A 17,882-nucleotide genomic window follows, 5' to 3' on the forward strand; every position below is an offset into this window, starting at 1 on the left:
TTTAACAAAGCCTGGAACAGGCAAAATGCCCGCCGTGGAAACGGCGGGCCTGCTTGATTGAATGTGTGACTGTATTGCTCGTTGGGGTACGCTTACCAGTTAAACGGCAGGTACCAGTGATTTTTATCTTCCAGGTAGGTACGCACTTCTGCGGCGCCGGCAAAGCCGTCCTTTTGCAGCTTGCGGTAAACGGCATCAGCCAGCACGGAGGCGCCGTTGCGATGGGCATAGCGCACCAGGTCGGGCCAGCGGTTGCCTTCGTAAGCCAGCTCCAGGGCCGACTCGTGCAGCAGCGACCGTTCAATGGTGTTCAGGCTGTCGCCGGCGGGGATGGACAGGTCCGGCAGGTTCGAGCGGCGCCGGATGCTGGTGTGGCGGTACCAGGGGGCGCGGAAGCGCGGCACCTCGCCCAGGCGGGCGTCGAAGCGGTAGGCCGGCTCGCTCTCCCAGAGCGTATGCTGCAGGTTGGTGACATCGCGGCCCGAGGCGGTGGAGGTATCGAAATTGCTGCCGAGGCCGCCGCTGATGAAGGAAACCGCCAGGCGGGGACGGCCATCGCGGTTGGCCGCTTCGGCGAACTTCAGGTGCAGGCCCGAGGCACGGCTGAGGAACCAGGTACCGCCTTTCTGCAGCAGGTTCACCGGCAGCAGCGAGGTCTCGTCCAGGTAGTTGTAGAGGTACTTGGTGATCACCGGCTGGCCGCCCAGCGTTTTGTAGGTCATCTGCCCGCGGGCGTCGTAGGGCAGGCCGCTGCGCTGGGTTTCGCCGTTCCACTTGTCGATGGCCTCCTGCGAGGGTTTTACCAAATAACGGCCGCCGTTGTTGGAAAACAGGTCGATGAAGGGATTCTCCGGCTTGAAGGAGGCATGGAAGGGCAGCGCCCAGACCCATTCCTGGCGCCAGGAGTTGTCCAGGCTGCGGCCGAACATCGAGCGCCAGCCGGCGGTGTTGTTGTCGGTGAGGGAATAAATATCCCCGCCCTTGGCATAGGTGACGGAAAAGTCGCCGAAGGAAGAGTTCTTGAACTGGTCGTAAAACTGTTCGCCGCCGGGGGCGACGAAATACCCTTCGCTTTCCATCACCTTACGGTAATAGGTAGCCGCAATGGGATAGTGGTGGGTGGCAGCGGGGTTGATGCTGGCCTTCCAGAGGTGCAGGTCGCCCAGCAGGCCGTTCTTTTCGATAAAGAAGCGCTGGGTGGGGGTGCCGTCCACGGTGATCATCAGGTTGGTGCCCGGCAGGTAGGGGGCTTTCCAGGGCAGCGCCTCGGTAAAGGCGATCAGCGTGTCGATCATCTGCTCGAATTCCAGGCGGGGGAACCTGGAAGCGTCCTTCACCGCGTCGACGGTTTCCAGCGGGTCGGTTACGAAGGGGACCTTGCCGAAGTGGATGGCCAGCTGCAGGTACAGCCACGAGCGGATGGCGCCGATGTCGGAATAGCGCATGTCGTACTCTTCCTGCTTCATCTTGTTCTCCACCCGCATCTTGCCGAAGTTCTTCAAAACGTCGTTGCAGTCGTTGATCAGGGCGTAGAAGGGCCGCGGGTCGGCATAGGGGTTGCCCGGCTTTACCTTGTGGGTGCTGATGTCGCGCAGGGCGGCATCGGCGTTCTGGGTCACCTGCATCAGGTCGCCGCGCAGCTCGTTCAGGATCACATATTGCCTGGCGATGCCCAGCAGCTTGCCGTACACGCCAATCACGGCGGCATCGGCATCATAGACGTTGCGGTACACCTGGGTGGTGTTGAGCTCCGTTTCGGGCTCCAGCTGGAATTGCTTTTTGCACGACCCCAGCGCCAGACAAGCCGCCACCACTACCGCGGCGGGCATAGCCCGTTTGATTTTCTTTATGTTGAATTTCATTGTCTTTTTACTTTTTAAATGCGTTCAGGAATTATAAACCGATACGAATACCGGCGGTAACCGAGCGGAACTGTGGCTCCAGGCCGGTGTCCACTCCACGGCCCAGCACGCTTTCCGAAGCGCTGAACTCGGGGTCGTAGCCCAGGTATTTGGTTACGGTCACGAGGTTGTTGGCGGTGGCGTACAGCGTGGCATACTTCACCATTTTGGCTCCTTTAAAGGGCAGGTTGTAGCTCAGCGACAACACCTTCAGGCGGGCAAAGGAGCCGTCCTCGATCCAGCGGTCCGAAAAGCGGGCGTTGCCCACCGGGTCGCCCCAGGCGGCCCTGGGCATATTCGTTACCTGGCCGGGAACGCGCCAGCGGTTCTGCACGCTTTCGAGCTGGTTGGCGGCGGAGGACTGGGCCTCCAGCACGGCCCGCACCCCGTTGTACAGGTCGCCTCCGCTGGTAAAGGTGATAATAGCTTCGGCGGTAAAGCGCTTCCAGGAGAGGCGGTTGGTAAAGGCGCCGGTGAGGTCGGGATTGGGGTCGCCGATCACCTGGCGGTCCGAAGCGTCGATCACCTTGTCGCCGTTCACGTCCACAAAGCGGATGTCGCCGCCCTGGAAGGAGGCAAAGGAACCGTTGGTTTGCGGCGCGCTCAGGCCGTCGGCAGCCGCCGCTTCATCGGAGCGGTACACGCCGGCCGTCTTGTAGCCGTAGAACAGGCCGGCAGGCGAGCCGGTCTGGGTGCGGAGGGTGGCGCCGCCGAAGGAAGCTTCCAGGGCTTCGTTACCCGGCAGGCGGGTGATGGTATTGCGGTAAGCCGACAGGAGCACGCCCACATCCCATTTCAAGGCTTTTTTATGGAGGATACGGCCATTCAGGCTCAGATCGATCCCTTCGGTCTTCATCTTGCCGCTGTTGGTGGGTAGGGCGGTGTAACCGGTGGCGGCGGCCAGGGGCTGGTACACCAGCATGCGGTCGGTCTTATTTTGATACACGTCCACGCTCAGGCTGATGCGCTCATTGAGCAGGGCGGCGTCCAGGCCGGCATTGGCCCGGCTGCCCCCTTCCCATTGCAGGTAGGGGTTGCCGATGCTGCTGCGCACCAGGCCCTGCATACCCAGGAGGTTCTGGGAAGTATAGGTGGTCTGGGCGGTGTAGTTGCCGATATCGTCATTGCCGGTGAGGCCGTAAGATGCCCGCAGCTTCAGCAGGCTGAGGGCCTTCACCGCCGACATGAAGTTTTCCGACGACACCAGCCAGGAAGCGCCCACAGAGGGCAGCACCGCGAAGTTATTGGCGCCGATTTTTAAAGCATTGGGGATGCGGTTGCCGAAGCGGGTGGAAGCATCCACGGCCCCGTTCACCGACACGAAGTATTTGTCCATCAGGCCGTAATGGGCGCCGATGTAGGAATTGACCCAGGCCGCTTTGCCGATATAGCCGCCGGTGGTGCGGGAAGCCGCCACCCCGTAGCTGACCGATACGAAGTCGTCGGTGGAGGAGTTCAGGCCGCCGGCATAGTCGCCCTCGGTGCTGCTGTGCTGGAAGCGCACCCCTGCCCTCGCCTGCAGGCGATGGATGCGGTGGAAGGTGCGGTTATAGTCCACGTAGGTTTCGTTGAACAGGTTGCGCACCCTCCGGGGCGATCCGCCCATGCGGCTGTCGGCGATCAGTGAAGACAGGGTGTCTTCGGCGATGCCTTTGCGGGGCACAAACGTTTGCTCACGCACCTGGTCCAGGGTGATGCCGCCCTGGCTGTAGATAGCGATGAAGGGCGACAGCTGGTAGCGCAGGTTGATGGAGCCGAAAAAGCGGTAGGCCTTGCTGTTGGCCCGCACGTTGCGGATGGCGGCCACGGGGTTGCCCACGCCGAAGGTGTCGGTTTCGGCCAGGTTGGGCGACTTGGCGCCGGCATCGGAGATATCGTTGGGGTCCAGGAAGGGCGCCTTGGCCAGGGCCAGGAACAGCGGGTTGACCTTATACGACTGCCCCTGGAAGGCCAGGTTCTGCTCGTAGCGGGTGGCGCTGAGGTTGGTCTGGGCGGTGAGCTTTTTGGTCAGGTTCAGGTCGCCGTTGAAGCGCACGCTGTAGCGGTTCAGGTCCGTACCGCGGGTCACGCCGGCACTGTTCAAATAGCCCATGCTGAGGGCGTACTTGGCGATGTTGTCGCCGCCGCTCACTTTCAGGTAGGCGTTCTTGTTATAGGAAGTTTTCAGCACCTGGTTCTGCCAGTCGGTCTCGTTATGATAACGGAAGTAGTGGGCATTGGAGGGATCGTCGTTCATGTAGGGCTGCGACTGGATATTGGCGTTGCTCCAGCCGCGGCTTTTCAGCATGTCGGACAGGTACACGCGGTAGTCCGAAGCCTGCATCACCGGCAGCGACTGGGGCGCAAAGTTGACACCGCCGTAAACGGCCGCATCGATCTTTGTAGCCAGCTCTTTGGCATGAGCGGTGGTGATCAGGATGACACCATTGGCGGCCTTGGAACCATAGGTGCTCACGGCATCCTTCAGCACGGTGATGTTCTCGATATCCTTTACATCGATCAGGGCCAGCGGGTTGGTGTAATGGCCCGAGATCAGGGAAGTGCCGTAGTCGGTATTGTCGTAGATCATGCCGTCCACCACGATCAGGGGCTGGTTGGTGGCATTCAGCGAATGGTAGCCGCGCAACGCCAGCAGGGCGCCGACACCGGCGGTACCCGAGCGCATCACCGGCGACAGGCCGGCCACCTTGCCCTGCAGGTAGCTGTCGGGCGTTTCGGTGGGGCGGTTCCAGGCGCCGTCGGTATGGATGGAGGTTACGGCCTGCGTCACCTGGGTACGGGGCCGGGAGCCGAAGGGCAGCACCACGTTGTCGTACAGCGACTGGAAGCCTTCTTCGTACAGGGCCACCGATACCTTGCGGCGGCCTTTCAGCGCCACTTCCCGGGTTTGCAGGCCTTCGCCGCTGACCAGCAGGGTGGCCTTGTAGTTGGGCACCACGATGGAGAAGCGGCCCTGGTCGTCGGTAAAGGCGGCGTAAAAGCCAGGGATGGTGACGCTTACGGCAGGAAGCGGCTTGCCGGTGGCGGCATCGGTAATGATGCCGCTGACCTTGATGCTGGTGTCTATTTTGGCGCGCACCACTGCCGGCCCACTGGTGGCAGGCCCGCCCTTTTGCCCCATGGCAGCGGAAGCGGACAGCGCCGCCAGGCCCGCAACCATCAGTTTCTTAAATCCTTGCATGTTCATTTTTTATGAGTAGCGAAAAATGTTGTTGTCAAAACCTCTTAAAAGGCCGGTACCAGCTTGATGTAATCCAGGGTAATGGAGGTATTGCCGCTGGTCGTGGAAGTGGAGTTGGGGCCCACCACGTACAGGGGAACGGTACGGTAGTTATTCAGGGTGATCTTTCCCAAGAGTTCCTCGCCGTAGTTCTGATACTGGATCTGTTTGCTGAAGGGTGTGGGGTGCGTGGCACTGTCCACGGCCAGCCGCTGGGTGTATAGGGGTGTGGTCTGCACGTCGTTCACCGCTACCCAGTACACATTGTAGCTCATGGAGGGCAGGTTGCGGGCGTTGTACCGGATCCAGTAGTTGGCCAAACCATAATCTTTCATGTAGATGTCGTTGAACTTCTGGCCCGTCACCGGGTTCACCCGCAGGCGGTAGGTAGTATTGCCGCCCTTGTTGGAAGTCATGAAGCCGTTGGGGTTTTCGCCCTGCAGGTAAATGGGGGGAAAGCGGTGCTCCAGCTTCACGGCCATTTCGTCGATCACGTACACGGTGCCGTTGGAGGTTTGGTAGGTTTGGGTGATGGCCGATTTGTTCACGGGCACTTTTACGCCGGCGGCCGATACCAGGGTGTCGGGCAGTTGCGACAGGGAATATTTACCGCGGAACACCAGGTCCTTCACCAGCCAGTTCTGGGCATGGCGGGCCGAGGTGTCGGTGACGCCGGCGCTGGTTTTGAACCAGGGCTTCAGCTTTTCGGTTTCGGAAGTGTAGGCCCTGTCGGTGAGCAGGAACAGGGTGTATTCCTTCGATTCGTCGGCCACGTTCATCACATCGTCCAGGAAGGAGTTGCGGATGGACATGCCCGAGGCGGTATCGTACACGGGGCTGCCGGTCAGCGGGTCCACGCTGATCTGCGTGGCAATGCTGGAATCGAAGACCGGGCGGTCAAGTGATTGCAGGTAGGCTTTCAGCGCGGGGGCATCGGAAGTTTTTCCGATCAGCTCCCAGATATTGTCCACGCGGGGCAGGGCTTTGTTGATCACGTGGAACACGCCGTTGGCGGCGTATTTGTTGGCCGTCAGCACCTGGGCCGCGTCGAAGCTGCTGCCGGCAAAAGCGTGGTACTTGCCGTTGAGCATCTGGATGCGCCCGGCAGGCGCAGTGGTGGTATAGGACTGGAACGAGATGTGGTTGCCTACGAACTGGGCCAGTTTGGCCGAGTCATGGAGGAGCGCGGCATCCAGGCTTTGCAGGGCCGAATCCGAGGGTGCCCAGACGGTAAAGGTTTTGGAGGAGCGGATGATCTTGTCGTAGCCCGACTTCACCAGCAGCTCGCTGAATTTGGCCAGGCCGGGGGTCTGGCCGATGGCTTCCGCCAGGTTGCCCTTCAGCGCTTCATCGGTGAGGGCGTTATGGTCTTCCCACTTCTTGGTGCAGCCGTACAGAACGCCGGCAAAGGCCGCAGCCAGGAGCCAGAGGGATTTTTTATTACGTTGAAACATCTTATTGTCTTTTAAGGAAATAGTACTATGATAGGATTTCGTCCCGCCCGGGGCGGGACGAAATTGTCTTTATTTATGGTCGATCTGGCTGCCGTCGCGGCCAAAGCGGGGGTACTGCTGGTCCTGGTCTACCGGGATGAACTGGATCATATCGAGGTTGACGCCGGCGCCGCCGGAGCCAAAATCCTTGATGGCCTGCAGCTTGATCTTGTGGCGGTCGGTGGTCTTTACGTTGATGATACCGGCCAGCTGGGCCGGCTGTGCGGTAGCGCTGTTGGGCTGGCTGATCTTGTACGTTCCGTCCGCATTGATGCCGGTAACCAGGCCAAAGGAGTAGCGTTTAAATCCCTGGGCTTCCTGGACCGGGTCGGAAGCGGTAGAACTGAAGATGTACGCGTTTAAATTCACGATCCGTGACAGCGGGTTGCCGTCGAAAGAAACCTGGGTATAAGCGCCATGGGCATCCCGGCGATAGCAGATCCATACCTTGTACTGGCCGGCCACCAGCAGCGGGGTGGTAAATTCGATCCAGTTGTTGACCGCCGAGCTGGTACGCAAACCAAAACGCAGGAAATCGTCCCAATAATGGTAGTTCGACGAGTTAGCGCCTTCCACCTGGTAGGTGATGGTGCCCTGTTGCCAGGCCACATCTCTCAGCTGGCCGGGGTTAAAGGAAACCGATTTGCTGGCCTTGCGGAACACCCCTACATTCTTGCGGATCTCGGGCTGGTCGGCCACATCGAAGAAAACGGCGAAGGGGTCGCGCTTCTTGATCGAGATATCGCCCTGCAGCGTATGCAGCACGCCGTTGGTAGCGACGTTGTCGCTGGTCGCGCGGTGGAGTACCACGCCTTCTTCGTGCACATTGTTGAACACGGCGTCATTGAGCAGCAGCCGCTGGGCGCTGTCGACGATGGTGGTCACCACGTTCTGGTAGGCCAGTGTATTGTGCGAAGGAGCGGAAGCCACATCGGCCACGTACTTCATGTCGTTGAGAATGTGGTAGGCCACGTACATGTAGGCGCTGTCCTGTTTGGGACCGGCGGTATCCGTTCCGTGAAAGCGCCGCTGGATGTCGGCGTAGCTGTGGATGTTCTGGCTGCGCAGGACGGCGTCGGATACGGCCAACACCGTCAGCCACCGCTTGGTGGTGTCGGGGTTGTTGGTACTATTCAGGCTGTTGTACAAGCCGGTGGCCTTCAGCGCCTCGGTCAGGATGGTATAGTCGGGATTTTCTTCGATCAGCTGGGCCAGGGTTTTCTGGGCGGGCAGCAACACCTTGTCGATGACGTGGATATAGCCGTTGCCGGTGAGGATATTGCTCTGGGTGATGCGGGCCCTGCGGTTCAGTTCGGTCTGCCCGGTATTGTTGGCCCGGGTCAGCAGGTACTGGCCCTGCATGGTGGGCATGCCCATCTTGCCGTCGGTAAAGCGGGTGGTGGGCAGGGTATCGCGGATCAGGTGGAGCTTCACCAGGTTGATCAGCTGGGCGGAATCCAGCTCTTCCATGGATTTGATGCCTTTCTCTGCCAGGTACGACTGCACGGCCTCGTTGGTGGGGGCAAACAGCGTATAGGCGCCGTAGGCGTTCAGGTACGGGCTGATGCCGGTGCGGTCCAGCACTCTCTGGAAGTCGGAAAACTGGTCGGGATGCGCCCGCAGGTAGCCGACAATGTTGGTATCGGTGGTGGTGAACTCCTGGATCTCTGTTTTCTTACAGGCCCAGAACACCGTCAGGCAGCTGGCGGCCAGGACAGCGCACCATTTGGAAAGCTTCGTCATATAACAAGTAGTTTCGATTATTTGTAAAAAGGGTTTTGTACCAGGTAAGGAGCGGTTTCGATCTCGTTCAGCGGGATGGGGAAATAATAGCTGTCGGGATCGTTGTATTTCTGCATCGCCGATTCCTGGCGGATGGCCGGTACGGCGCGGATGACCATTTTCTGCAGCAGGTCCTTGCGCTCGTAGTTGTTGCGTTTGGCGTTGCGCAGGATATCGTACCAGCGCTTGCCTTCGAAGGCAAACTCGCGGGCCCGCTCTTCCAGGATGAAGTCGGTCATGCCCTTTTTAAACTCCGCTCCTGCCTTGTTGGTGGTATCGATGCTGCCGCTGAAGGAAGCGTCCAGCGCACGGGCGCGGTTGCGGATGGTGGTCACCAGCTCGTAGGCCTCTTCGCTGCGGTTCAGCTGGTTCAGGGCTTCGGCCTTGTCCAGCAGCGTCTGCGCATAGCGGTATACCGGCCAGTGGGCGTAGGAGACGTCGGCGGTACGCGCGTCGGTATAATTGGCGCCTACGTATTTCCAAATGGCGTTGCTGCCGGAATTGACCGAAGCGCCGTCGCCGCGGATGTCTCTTTTGGTATCATCTTCCAGGTCCTGGGTAAAGATCTCCTCCATCACCGCCGGGGAGGCCTGCAGGCGCTGCGAGGAGCCCAGCATCATGGGATGGAACGAGTTGGTCTTCTGGATGTCGTACTGGAAGGAAAAGATAGCTTCGTTGGAGTTGCCGTTGTAGTACAGGTTGTTGAACCAGCCGCTGTTGCCCGCCACCAGGCCAAACTTGCGGGAGTCGATGATAAAGTTGCAGGCGTCCAGGCATTCCTGGTACTTTTCCTGCCACAGGTATACATCGGCCTGGATGGCTTTGACGGCGTAGCGGGTAATGCGGCCCTTGTCCTGGGGCAGGCTGCCGTAAGCATAGGCGGCGTTGTTTTCGGCAAAGGCCAGGTCGGCCTCGATCTGCTTCAGCACCACGTCGGCGGGGCTCTTGGGCAATTGCTCCACGTCCTTGTCGCCCACGGTGGCCTTGAGCTTCAGGGGCACGTCGCGGAAGGAGCGCACGAGGTAAAAATACATCAGCGCCCGCAGGGCTTTTGCCTCGGCCAGGTAGCTATTGAGCTTAGCCTGGGTGAAGGTGTTGTCCGTTTTCAGCACTTCGTGGGCGAAGTCGATCACGGTATTGCAATAGTTGATGGTGCGGTAAACCGAGCTCCATTTGATGATGTTGTTGGAGGGCAGGGTGTTCACGTTCATGATGTCCTGCTCGTCGATGGAGATCTTCAGGCCGGGAAACAGCATGTCGGCGCGGAGCTCGCCCCAGAGGAAGAGGTACTCGCTCAGGGGTTTGTCCTTGCCGCCGGGATCGCCCAGCAGGGTGGCGTAGCAGCCCATCACGGCCGACTGCACCTGCTCTTTGGTTTGCCAGTATTCGTCTTTTACGATGCCGTCCTGGGGCTTCAGGTCCAGCCACTTCTGGCAGGAAGTGGCCGACAGGGCCAGCACGGAGGCGGCGAAAAGATGGAGGAAAATTTTTTTGTTCATTACACTACTATTAAACGTCAGTTGAGTATTAGAAAGTGGTGGTTAAGCCAAAGGTCATCATGAATACCGGCGGTGTGGTGGAGCCGTCCCGCAGGATGGTGAAGGGCCCCAGGCTGCGCGAGGACATCTCCGGGTCCTGGCCGGTGTACCGTGTAAAGGTCATCAGGTTCTCGGCCGTCAGGTAGGTCGAAAAACTTTTCACGTGCATTTTGCGGGTCAGCTTTTCATTGAGGCTGTAGCGCACGGTTACGGTACGGAAGCGCAGGAAGGAAGCATCCTCCACATATCGGTCCGAACCCAGCCAGTTGTAGCCCTTGTTGTACAGGGCGCGCGGCATGTCGGTCACGTCCCCTTCCCTTCTCCAGCGCTGCAGCACCGCCGTGCTCTGGTTGTTGAAGCCATGCATGTTCGTGGTCAGCATCTTCGTTTCGTTCACCACGTCGTAGTTGTAGCGGAAGTTGAAGAAAGCCGAAATCTTCAGGCTTTTTTTGTAGTTCAGCGTGGGACCGAAACCGCCCGAGAATTTCGGGTTGCTGTTGCCCAGGTACACGACGTCCTTATAGTCGATGGTACCGTCGTAGTTGATGTCCTTATACTTCGCATCGCCGGGCTGGAACACGTAGTCGGTCTTGGGATAGTTGAAGCGCATCATCACCGCCTGCCCGTCGGGGCCTACGATCGGCTTGCCGGTTTCGTCGCGGGCGATGGTCTCGTTCACATCCTTGTACACGCCCTCGTAGCGGTAGCCGTAGATAGAGCCGAAGGGGTTGTTCACCTGCAGCAGCGCCAGGTACTTGCCGTTCTGCGAAGGGTCGCCCGACCGGTTGGGATAGAAGGGCGAGATCTCGCGGATCAGGTTCTGGTTCTGGGCGATGTTGAAGTTGAAGTCGACGGTTACATTTTTGGATTTATACGGGGTGGTCATCAGGTTCACTTCCCAGCCCTGGTTGTCCATGGTACCCACGTTCATGTCCACGGCCGAAAAACCGGAAAAGTCAGGGATGTTCAGGTCGTTGAAGAACAGGTCGGTGGTGCGGTTGCGGTACACGTCCACGTCCACGTTGATCTTGCGGTCGAACAGCACCAGGTTGGCGCCGACGTTGGTGCCGTGCACCACTTCCCACTTCAGGTTGGTCAGCTCCATGGAGGAAGGATACACGCCGGCCAGGCCTGCGTAGTTCCAGGAAAGGGTGCTGTAGCGGCTGAAATAGCCGTAGTTCCCGCGGGGGGCGTTGCCGGCTTGTCCATGGGAAGCACGGAAGCTCAGGTCGTTGATGAAGGTGAAGGGCTTCATGAACTTTTCCGCCGATACGCGCCAGCGGCCGGAGATCGAGGGGAACAGGCCGTAGCGGTGGGTGGGCCCGAACTTGGAGTTGCCGTCGCCGCGCAGGCCGGCATTGATGATGTAGCGGTCGTCAAAGCCGTACTGCAGCTGGGCCAGGGCGCCCACCGAGCGGCTTTGCGAGGTGCTGGCGCCCACGTTGCCGGTGAGGGTACGGGAAGCCACGGAGGGATCCTGCAGCAGCGAGGAGGCCGTGTTCGACGTCTGCATCTGGTTCGATACCGAGCGGCCGTCGGAGGTCTGCAGCGACACCAGCGACATCAGCGTATGGCGGTCGGGCATATGCGGGGTGAACACCAGGTTGGTCTTGGTGGCCACGGACATACCGTCGTTGTCGCCATCATATACAGCATTCACGGTCGTCTCGGTAGTGGGCCTTCCGGTAGCAATCTGCGGCAGGAAGGTCTTGCTCTTGGTGTTGTTAATGTCGAAACGCACGTCCGAGGAGGCGGTCAGCACTTTGGGGATGATGGTGTACGAGAGGTTGAAGGTCGGCGTCACGCGGTTGGTCACCAGGCTGTTGATGCCGTTGGTGGCCATGGCCGAGGGGTTGTAGGTGCCGGGGTACCTGCCTTGGATGTTCTCCACGGGCGAAAAATAGTTCGGCGTTTCGATGCCCTGCTCGTTGTATTCGTAAATACTCATGTTGGGCATCTTGTTCATGGCAATGCTCCGCACGTTGCCGGTATACAGCTTGGGGTTGTCGGAAAACGTATAGGCGAAGTCGGTGCGGAACTTGATGCGCTCGGACACGTTGTAATCGAGGTTGATACGGGTGGTGATCCGTTTCAGCGAGGTGCCGATGGTAGTGCCCTTCTGGTCCACGTAACCTACCGAAGTAAAGTAGCGGGCTTTTTGTCCGCCGCCGCTCAGCGACAGGTTGTGCTCGTGGGTAAAGCCCAGGCGGGTGATGTCGGCCAACCAGTCGGTATTGCGTCCGTAGTTATAATAATAGTACGGGTCATAGGGGTCGTACGCGAACTCTTTCGAGGTCAGCGTGTTCAGCGGCGTACCGTTGCGGCCGTTGGTGTACTCCTCGGTGATGAGGGTCGAATACTGGTCGCCGGTAAGCATGGGAATGGTCTTCGGCTGCCGGGTCATGGCGGCGCGCAGTGTGTAGGTGATGTTGGGTTTGGTCACCCCTCCGCGCTTGGTGGTGATGATCAGCACGCCGTTGGCGGCGCGGGCGCCCCACATGGCGGTGGCGGCCGCGTCTTTCAGCACCGAAATTTCCTTGATGTCCGAGGGGGCGATGTTCAGCAGGCCGGCATAGCCCTGGTCGTCGGCGGTGCCGAAGTTGAAGTCGGCCGGGATATCGGTTTCATAGGGCATGCCGTCCACCACGATCAGCGGGTCGGAGCCGGCATTGATCGACGAGGTACCGCGGATGCGGATGGACATGCCGGCGCCGGGGTCACCCGAGGTGGCGGCGATGTCCACCCCTGCCAGGCGACCCTGCAGGGCCTGGTCGATAGAGGTAGCCCCCATTTCTTCGAGGTGCTTGGTGTCAATTTTGGCCGAAGCGGTGGTAAGGTCGCGGTCGGCGATGGCCAGGTTGCCGTTGGAGGTGCGGCCGGTAGCCACCACCACCACTTCTTCGTTGGTCCTGGCATCGTTTTCCAGCGTCGCGTTCAGCGTGGGACTGGAAGCGTTGATGCTGCGGGTGATGGTCTTAAAGCCGATGAAGGAGATGGAGATCTTGTTTTTGGGGTTGGTGATGCGCAGGGCGTAGTTGCCGTTGATGTCGGTAGAGATACCGCGGATGATGCGGTTATCGGCATCCACCTCGGCCACCGTTACGTTCTGCAGCGGGGCTTTGCTGTCCTTGTCGAGGATCTGTCCGCGCAGGATAAGGGTTTCCTGTGCGCCCGCCTGCAGGGAAAGCAGCAGGGCGAAGAAGGAAAACGAACGGAAAATCTTTTTCATTCTACTAATGGAGTTAGTGTTGTTTAATTGGGGTTGTATTCCAGGTAGTCGTCGAGCAGGTGGATGACGATGCGGTCGGCCAGGTTGTTGCTGCCTGCGATGCGGAGGTTGACGGTCTTGCCAAAATCGTCGCGTACCTGCATCTGCCCGTTGAGGATGTTGTTGGTAAGGTTTGCCGGGCTGGAAATAAACAGGTTCGAGGCATCGCCGTTGTTTTTCAGGTACAGGGTGGAGAAAGAGCCGGTCTTCTGCCCGTCGGGCACCACGGCGTTCTTATTGATGATGTGGTACTTGATAAAGTTCTCCACCAGGGTTTTATCGTTCTGGTTATCGGGGTTGTACTTGAATACCCTTTTGGTGCCGGAAACGGTATATGGCAGCAGGTCCTTGTCCACCGCCCGCTGCATGGCCACGGAGTCGGGCACCAGGAAGGTATAGAAGACGCCCTGGGTGACGCCGGTAACGTTATTGCCGGAAAACAGGCTGGAGTTGCGCAGGTACTGGTAAAAGGGGGTGAACTGCTTGTTGGCGTCGGCCAGGCTTTGCAGGTAGAGGCCGATGGCATTGTTGCTGTACCACAGCACGCTGTCGGTGCTGGCGTAGGCCCGCCCGTTGACCGGGTCCTTGCTGGAGGAATAAGGTACCACCCTCATGGCCTTGGTACCGTGCGACCATACCACGCCGTGGTCGTAGCGCACGTATTCGCCGCCGATGGTTTCCACGATGCCCGAGCCGCCTGCCACATCCACGTCGCCTTTGAGGATATGGGTGGCCAGCACGCGCTGCAGCTTGGCGCCGGCGGCGCTGGAGTCGTAGGCGGTGGCGCCGGGTTCTTTCTGCTTCCAGAGGTTGGCCTGGTAGTTAAAGTCGAAGCCGTTGGCGCGCATCACCGGATCCGGCATCATCAGCAGGGTATATTTAATGTTGGGCACGGTAATGCTGTAGCGCCAGTTGGCGTCCAGTGCCTTGGTCATCAGCAGGTAAGCCGGGTTGAGGTACGGCTTGCCATAGACGGTACGGAACACGTTGGCCTGCTGCACTGCCGTGGTACCATAGAACAGGCCGTTGCTCAGCATCTGGCGGTCGGCCACGTCCTGGTAGGCATCCATGGTCGGCAGCTCGCCCTGGAAGTTGTTCAGCGTCGTGAACTTGCTGGGCCAGATAGAGGTTTGGGCCATGTGGGCGTTCACCAGGTCCACGATCACCTGCAGGGGCACCTGGTCCAGTACGCCCTGGTCCAGCTTTTGGTCGCCGCTGAGGCCGGCGGAGCCAAACTTTTCCAGGATCACATCGCCCAGGTACTTTTTCAGCACCTCGTTGTTGGGCACCAGCAGCGTCCAGCCGTTAGCCTGGCCGTCGTTGTCCTGCTGCTTCAGGAAGTTTTCGTTGTTGGGCGAAAAAGCCAGCGCACCGCTGTACGTTTTGATGGACACCTTGTCGGCCTGGCCGGTCAGCAGCTTGTAGCGGGCGGTGGCAGGGGCATTCTCAATAAATGCCACGAGGTATTTGTCAAACAGCTTTTTAAAGAGGCTGTACTCGGGTTTGGAAGCCAGGTATTTGTCCAGTGATGCCAAAGGCGTAACCACCTTGTTGATCTCGTGGATGTAGCCGTTCTCGGCCGGGATGTCGGCTTTCAGCACGCCGGCGTCCACCACGTTGAATTTAGTGTAGGGCGTGTTGGGAAAAAAGTAGTTGTAGTCCCGGGCAGTGAGGCCCTTGCTTTGCATAAACTCCTCGACAAAGAAAGGAATGTACTTGTTGTTGTTGTCGCCCAGTACAAAGGAGCCGTTGCGGTTGGCAGAGAGGGCCTTGCCGCCGTTGGTGTTAAGCGAATCGGTATAGAACCCTTCATAATAAGCCGTGCGGCGCTTGTAGGCGGCGCCGGGCACCCAGCCGGTGTTGGACTGGTAGTCGGCGAGGTAGTTCTGGTCGAAGTTGTTGTACACCAGGCAGTAGGTCACCAGCTGGCGGCAGGCGTTGGAATCGAGGTCGGCGGCGGTGGCCACGCCCTTGTCCTTCAGGTACACGCCGAAGGCGCTGTCGTTGGGAGCGAAGAGCGTCCAGTTGCCGGCGGCGCTGAGGATGTCCTTATAGCCGCTTTTGTCGATGGCGGAGAGCAGGTTTTTGAACCGGCCCATGGATTCCAGTTGCTGGTAGATCGGGGGCGCCAGGTTTTCGGGGCGGCCATAGAATTCGTCGAAGGCTTTCTTGCGGCAATTGGTCATCAGCAGCCCCAGTGCCAGGAAAAGAAACGTTCCACGTATGTACTGAATCATAATAAAGGAGTGTATTTTATGGAGATGTATCGATCGTTCGGGGAAAAGCTATAGCTGGCCGGCAGGGCGTTGCAGGGCCGGGGCATTCCTTCTTAGGTATACTAACGGGGATCCTGCTGCTGCCGCGGCAGCAGGGAAGGAAGTGGACGGCAGTGGAAAGGACAACGGGCAGTTCCGGCAAGTCCGTACGGACGAATGGTTCGTCCCAATCGTTAGTAACATTTGTTTCATGTGCAAGCGCAGGTTTTTATTTGAGCAGGTTTGGTTCGGGCAATAGGATGACAGCAAGCATCCGGATGCCTGTTTTTTTCTGGTACAACAAATCAGCGTGGTTAATCCGGGGGGCCGTCGGCCCCCCGGAAGCCGGCTGCCTGCGCAGGGCACCCGGCCTTTTCCTATACAAACAGTCCCTTCGAAAAAGGTGGTTAAACGGGCCCCATAAACGGGGTTACAGATATAAGAACACCCCAGCAGAAAAAGCGGATGAAAGGAAGGAAGCGTTTTTTTAAGATTTTTTTTACAGGCGGGAAAAGGGCGGGCACCTGCTGCCTCCTCAAAAGAAAAAGCCCCGAGTAAACACAAGGGGCGACTTAAAAATTACCAGATAATAGAGAGCGGTTTCACCGGCCTGGCCGGCAGGGAGGTGTGCCCTCCCGGGAATTATTTTAAAGCAGCTTTTCCATTAATAAAATATCTCCGTGCTGTTCTTTACGGCAAACTGGGGCTGGGTGCCGGCTGCCGTTCGGACCTCGGTGAATTTCACCCGCTCGGCATCATTGATCACCGCCCTGGCCCCTTCGGGCAGGGTGACGTTGGTAAAGGTGACATCGCGGAGGCGGTGGGCGGGGTCCTTAAAACCGTTGATATTGATGACCGGCTCCTTAGTGGACGCCCGTGTCAGGTCGATATTGCGGAAAACGAAATTTTCAAAGGTGGGCGGTTCGGGAGCCGCTGCGCCGTCGTTGTTGTAGTTCACGGCCGAAAAGACGGTGATCTTCAGCAACTGGCAATCGGTGACCGTCACGTTCTTCACATAACCTCCCCGCTCCTTCGTGCCCTTGATCTGCATGCCGTGGAGCAGTGCGCCCGCTTTGCAATCCTGCACCAGCACATCGCTCACCCCTCCCGACATTTCACTGCCGATGGAGATGCCGTGGCCGCGGGTAAAGTTGCAATCCGCTATCCGCACGTTGCGGGTGGGCCGGCCCACGTAATAGCCTTCGGGGTTCTTGCCCGACTTGATGGCGATGCAGTCGTCGCCGGTATCGAAGGTGCAGTTGAAGATGTAGGAGTCGGTGGAGGAGTCTGGGTCGATGCCGTCGCCGTTGCGGATGCCGTTGGTGACGATATCGAGGTCATGGCAGCTGACGTCATCGCTGTACAGGTAGTGCAGGGTCCAGGAGGGCGGTTCGGTCAGGGTGAGGTGGGAAATGCTTACGTTCTGGCAATTCATCAGCAGTACCAGGCGGCCGCGGCTGCGCATGCCGTTGGCTTTGATCATGGCGTCACCCAGGCGTCTGCCGCCGCCCTGGAGGGTGCCGCCGCCGGTGATCCGCAGGTTTTTAACGTTGTACACTTCTTTGCGGTCGAGGGTGCCGGCATTGAGCAGGCTGGCGTAGGTTTTTAATTCCCAGCCCTCGAAGCGGTTAAGGATCATGGGCAGGTAGTCTTCCGGTTTTTTGGAACCTTTCAGTACCGCCCCTTCGTCGATCTGCAGCGTCATGTTGCTTTTCAGAAACAGGGCGCCGGAGATAAAGGTGCCCGCCGGGATCCGTACGGTTCCGCCTGCGGAGCAGGCGTCAATGGCCGCCTGGATCGCCCTGGTGTTCATAAAGGCGGTATCGCTTTTCGCCCCGTAATCGAGGATGTTATAGATCTTTCCCTTTGCCGCTGTTTTGAAGCGAAGGCTGCTGTTGTCTTTCGGATCGGCGTTCTTCTGTTGTTTCCGGCGCACCCGCACGGAGTACCAGGTATTGGGCGCCAGTTGCTCCACCGTAAAATTGGTTTTACCCGTGGTGCCGCACAGTTTTCCGTTCAATAAAATTTCGTAGAGGGCACTGTCCCCGCCGGCCTGTTTATCCCACAGCAGGGTGGCGGATTTTTCCGTAACAGTGCCGGGGGCCAGCAGCAGGTTGAATTTTTTCCGGGCGTCCGCCTTTGCAGCCGGCAGCAGCAGGGCCGCCAGGACGAATAGGCGCAGCATGGTTTTAAAGGGCTGGGAGCTAAGCATTTCGAAAATCGTTAATTGTAGGATTTTGGATATAAGAACACGCCGGGAAGAAAAAAGGATGAAAGAGGAAAGAAGATTTTTGATGTGAGGTCCGTCCCTAAACGACAAAAGCCTCTTCCGAAGAAAAGGCTTTTGTTGAATAAATATGGCAGCTACCTACTCTCCCGCAACTAAATGCAGTACCATCGGCCAGAAGGGGCTTAACTTCTCTGT

At 58.8% G+C, this 17,882-nt stretch carries 8 protein-coding genes; all 8 read right to left on the reverse strand.

The features are described 5' to 3' along the window. Nucleotides 1-92 precede the first annotated feature (92 nt). Complete coding sequence (locus tag V9K67_RS21235) at nucleotides 93-1,862, reverse strand: RagB/SusD family nutrient uptake outer membrane protein (protein WP_336725995.1); 1,770 nt, start codon at nucleotides 1,860-1,862, stop codon at nucleotides 93-95. A gap of 31 nt (nucleotides 1,863-1,893) precedes the next feature. Next, nucleotides 1,894-5,082, reverse strand: coding sequence for a SusC/RagA family TonB-linked outer membrane protein (locus tag V9K67_RS21240; RefSeq protein WP_336725998.1), 3,189 nt, complete (start codon nucleotides 5,080-5,082; stop codon nucleotides 1,894-1,896). 44 nt (nucleotides 5,083-5,126) lie between these two features. After that, nucleotides 5,127-6,575, reverse strand: coding sequence for a fasciclin domain-containing protein (locus tag V9K67_RS21245; protein ID WP_336726001.1), 1,449 nt, complete (start codon nucleotides 6,573-6,575; stop codon nucleotides 5,127-5,129). A gap of 69 nt (nucleotides 6,576-6,644) precedes the next feature. Then, nucleotides 6,645-8,357, reverse strand: a complete 1,713-nt coding sequence (locus tag V9K67_RS21250; RefSeq protein WP_336726003.1) for a fasciclin domain-containing protein — start codon at nucleotides 8,355-8,357, stop codon at nucleotides 6,645-6,647. A 17-nt stretch (nucleotides 8,358-8,374) separates the two neighbouring features. Further along, entirely contained in the window at nucleotides 8,375-9,895 is a 1,521-nt protein-coding gene (locus V9K67_RS21255) for a RagB/SusD family nutrient uptake outer membrane protein (RefSeq protein ID WP_336726005.1), read from the reverse strand. A gap of 28 nt (nucleotides 9,896-9,923) precedes the next feature. Then, entirely contained in the window at nucleotides 9,924-13,163 is a 3,240-nt protein-coding gene (locus V9K67_RS21260; protein ID WP_336726007.1) for a SusC/RagA family TonB-linked outer membrane protein, read from the reverse strand. Between the two features lie 23 nt (nucleotides 13,164-13,186). Next, nucleotides 13,187-15,439 (reverse strand): fasciclin domain-containing protein, encoded by a 2,253-nt coding sequence (locus V9K67_RS21265; RefSeq protein ID WP_336726009.1) that lies wholly within the window; start codon nucleotides 15,437-15,439, stop codon nucleotides 13,187-13,189. A 682-nt stretch (nucleotides 15,440-16,121) separates the two neighbouring features. After that, the gene (locus V9K67_RS21270; RefSeq protein WP_336726011.1) at nucleotides 16,122-17,642 is read right to left on the reverse strand and encodes a glycoside hydrolase family 28 protein; all 1,521 of its coding nucleotides are present in this window, start codon (nucleotides 17,640-17,642) and stop codon (nucleotides 16,122-16,124) included. Nucleotides 17,643-17,882 lie beyond the last annotated feature (240 nt).

The organism is Huijunlia imazamoxiresistens (genome assembly GCF_037132455.1).
Taxonomy (GTDB): Bacteria; Bacteroidota; Bacteroidia; order Chitinophagales; family Chitinophagaceae; genus Flavisolibacter; species Flavisolibacter imazamoxiresistens.

Coding starts and splice junctions, on each gene's coding strand:
- V9K67_RS21265 (WP_336726009.1), bottom strand. CDS start 15,439: ATGATTCAGTACATACGTGGAACGTTTCTTTTCCTGGCACTGGGGCTG.
- V9K67_RS21250 (WP_336726003.1), bottom strand. CDS start 8,357: ATGACGAAGCTTTCCAAATGGTGCGCTGTCCTGGCCGCCAGCTGCCTG.
- V9K67_RS21245 (WP_336726001.1), bottom strand. CDS start 6,575: ATGTTTCAACGTAATAAAAAATCCCTCTGGCTCCTGGCTGCGGCCTTT.
- V9K67_RS21255 (WP_336726005.1), bottom strand. CDS start 9,895: ATGAACAAAAAAATTTTCCTCCATCTTTTCGCCGCCTCCGTGCTGGCC.
- V9K67_RS21240 (WP_336725998.1), bottom strand. CDS start 5,082: ATGCAAGGATTTAAGAAACTGATGGTTGCGGGCCTGGCGGCGCTGTCC.
- V9K67_RS21270 (WP_336726011.1), bottom strand. CDS start 17,642: ATGCTGCGCCTATTCGTCCTGGCGGCCCTGCTGCTGCCGGCTGCAAAG.
- V9K67_RS21235 (WP_336725995.1), bottom strand. CDS start 1,862: ATGAAATTCAACATAAAGAAAATCAAACGGGCTATGCCCGCCGCGGTA.
- V9K67_RS21260 (WP_336726007.1), bottom strand. CDS start 13,163: ATGAAAAAGATTTTCCGTTCGTTTTCCTTCTTCGCCCTGCTGCTTTCC.